The organism is Microvirga arabica (assembly GCF_016811235.1).
Lineage (GTDB): Bacteria > Pseudomonadota > Alphaproteobacteria > Rhizobiales > Beijerinckiaceae > Microvirga > Microvirga arabica.
The window spans coordinates 1-2,382 of sequence record NZ_JAFBID010000172.1 but is presented as its reverse complement, the minus strand read 5'-3'; the positions used below and the strand labels follow the sequence as shown (position 1 = coordinate 2,382).

At 61.5% G+C, this 2,382-nt stretch carries 1 pseudogene; it reads right to left on the bottom strand.

Annotated elements, in window-relative coordinates:
• Positions 1-190: 190 nt before the first annotated feature.
• Positions 191-1,892, bottom strand: a pseudogene (locus JQC81_RS32205) (IS1182 family transposase).
• Positions 1,893-2,382 lie beyond the last annotated feature (490 nt).

The window sequence follows — 2,382 nt, the reverse complement described above, 5'->3', positions numbered from 1 at the left end:
CGGTCAGGTCAGTTGGATAGCGCCGCCGCTCGAAGGCCTTCTGGCGCTCGCGATGCTCTTTGGTCCACATCCGGCTCCTGTGGACTCGAGACTATCCCAATCCGACCCCGTGCGACATTCTCAAACAGGCTCTTAAACGGTTAATAACGCTCTTGGAGTTGCTTCGGTTTAGATACTGCTGGCGAATTCATCATGCTGGGACGGGAGCCAGCATGAGCTTGGTAAAGGCGGATTGCCGGGTTCGTGCGAGCGGCGTGCCCGCGAACCAAGCACCTAGTCGGATGAGGTTCATGGCAGCCGCCGTCAGCACGTGTTGCAGATGCGTCTTGGCGAGTCCGATGTAGCGGGAGCGCTGCAGGTGCAGAGCACGGACCCCGGCGGAGATTGTTCCCTCGACGCCAGCGCGCTTCTGGTACTCTTTGGCGAAGACAGGCTGCGCCTCACGCTCGCGAGCCGCTGCAAGGGTCTCATGTTCCTCCTATGAGCGCAGCGTCAGGAACCGCCGATCGCTGCGGGTACACTGTGCCTTCAACGGACAGGGACGACAGTGAGTGGTCGAGAAACGCACCTTGAAGGCGGTTCGTCCCTGCCAGTAATCGGGACGCCAGCTCCGGCTCTCGTGCCCGGCCTGACAGATTGCGACTTGCCGATCCCAATCGAAGATGAAGTCCTGCAAGGTGAAGCCCTCACCGGATTGGGTCTGCCACTGATAATTCTGGGGAGCCGGCCCCAGGAGCGTGACGCCATAGGTCCGGCGACTGGCGACGAGTTGATCGGCAGCGACATAACCAGCATCGACGAGGTGAATGTCGGGTAGCAGACCCTTGGCCTTGAGCCCATCATGAATGGTGTTGAGGGCGTCGCGATCCACGACCGGTGCCGGCGTGGTCTCCACATGCGTGATCAGGTGCGGACCGCCCTCGTCACAAGTCTCGGTCAGATGAACCTTGTAGCCAATCCAGGTTGTCGTCCCCTTATTGGCATAATGGACCTCTGGATCGTGGGGTGATCCGGCCGTCAGCAGGGAGGGCGGAAATCCCTCATGGTCGGTCTGCCACTGCACCCGGGAAGTGGTCTCAGAGAATGGGCCGGCCTCAGGTTCTCCGGTCTGAGACTGGTCGGTGAGACAGAAATTCTGCACCCAGACCTGCCGCAGCAGCTCAATGGCCGGGATCTCACGCAGCCAGATTGGTGCACCAGGAGCCGTGATGGCAGCAAGCAGCTGATGACCATCGTGCCCGATCTGCTCGGCATGGGCGCGCCGCTTCGCCTCGCCTTGCGGGACATCATAGTCGTCGGCCCGCCTGCCATACCGCTCGATCCAGGCGGGATTGGCATGGGCGCGCAACCATGCGGGAGCCGCAGACGCCAAGACATTGAGGGCCGCCCGCATGGTCTCGGTCACGCAGGCGAGACGGTTCAGGGAACGGACGGCTCCAAGCACATGGGTCGAGTCAGTGCGCTGACGGCCTCGGGCGCTCAGCAGCTTGTGCTCCCGACACAGGGCCAGAAGCGTATCAAGGAGCTGCTCTTCTAAGCCTCCTGCCACCAGACGACTGCGGAACTCACTCAGAACAGAGGCATCGAAGCCAGGATCGGTCAGCTCCAGGCCCAGCAGGTACTTCCAATCGATGCGACTGCGGACAGCATCAGCCGCCCGCCGATCAGAGAGGTTCTCAGCGAACTGCAGCAAGCTCACCAGCGCCAGTCGCCACGGGCATTCGGCTGGCTGCCCGCAAGGGGCAAAGAGGGACGCGAACTGGGCATCGGTAAAGATCGTCCCAAGGTGGTCACGCAGGCGCAAATAGGGGCTGCCATGCGGGAACGCGGCACGCGGCGATGGCTACCGTCGCGGCTGGGATATCACGGCACGGGATCGGGCGGAGCGACATGAGGACCTCCGGGATGGTGGTACTGCCCCCTCAAACCTAGAACGCTGATCCGTGCCTCAAGGGCTCCGGCACATTCGCCAGCAGTATCTTTCCTGAAGCAAGTCCACCGTGGGCCTACGCCACCGCGTCAGACCCCAAGGCCGTGGCCTGAGAACATCGCTTACCATTTGTTACTGTCCCCCAAAGAGTGAATATGGCTCCCTTGGTATGATGGGCTGCGATGAACTCGCAGGGTGAACACACGTCCACGCAAAGCGCCCGGTGAGCCTCTGACGGTCAGGCGGGGGCGAGCGCGGATAAATCGCCGCCCCCGCTATGGCGCTTCGCCTAACTATCCTCGGCCCATCATTCAATTACCTCATCAGCGCGAAAGAGGAGCGGTGAAACGTCGACGCCCAAAGCGCGGACAGTCCTCAGATTTATAACAAGGTTGTACTTGGATGGCTGTTCCACCGGCAAGTCACCAGGATTTGCGCCATGAAGGATCCTA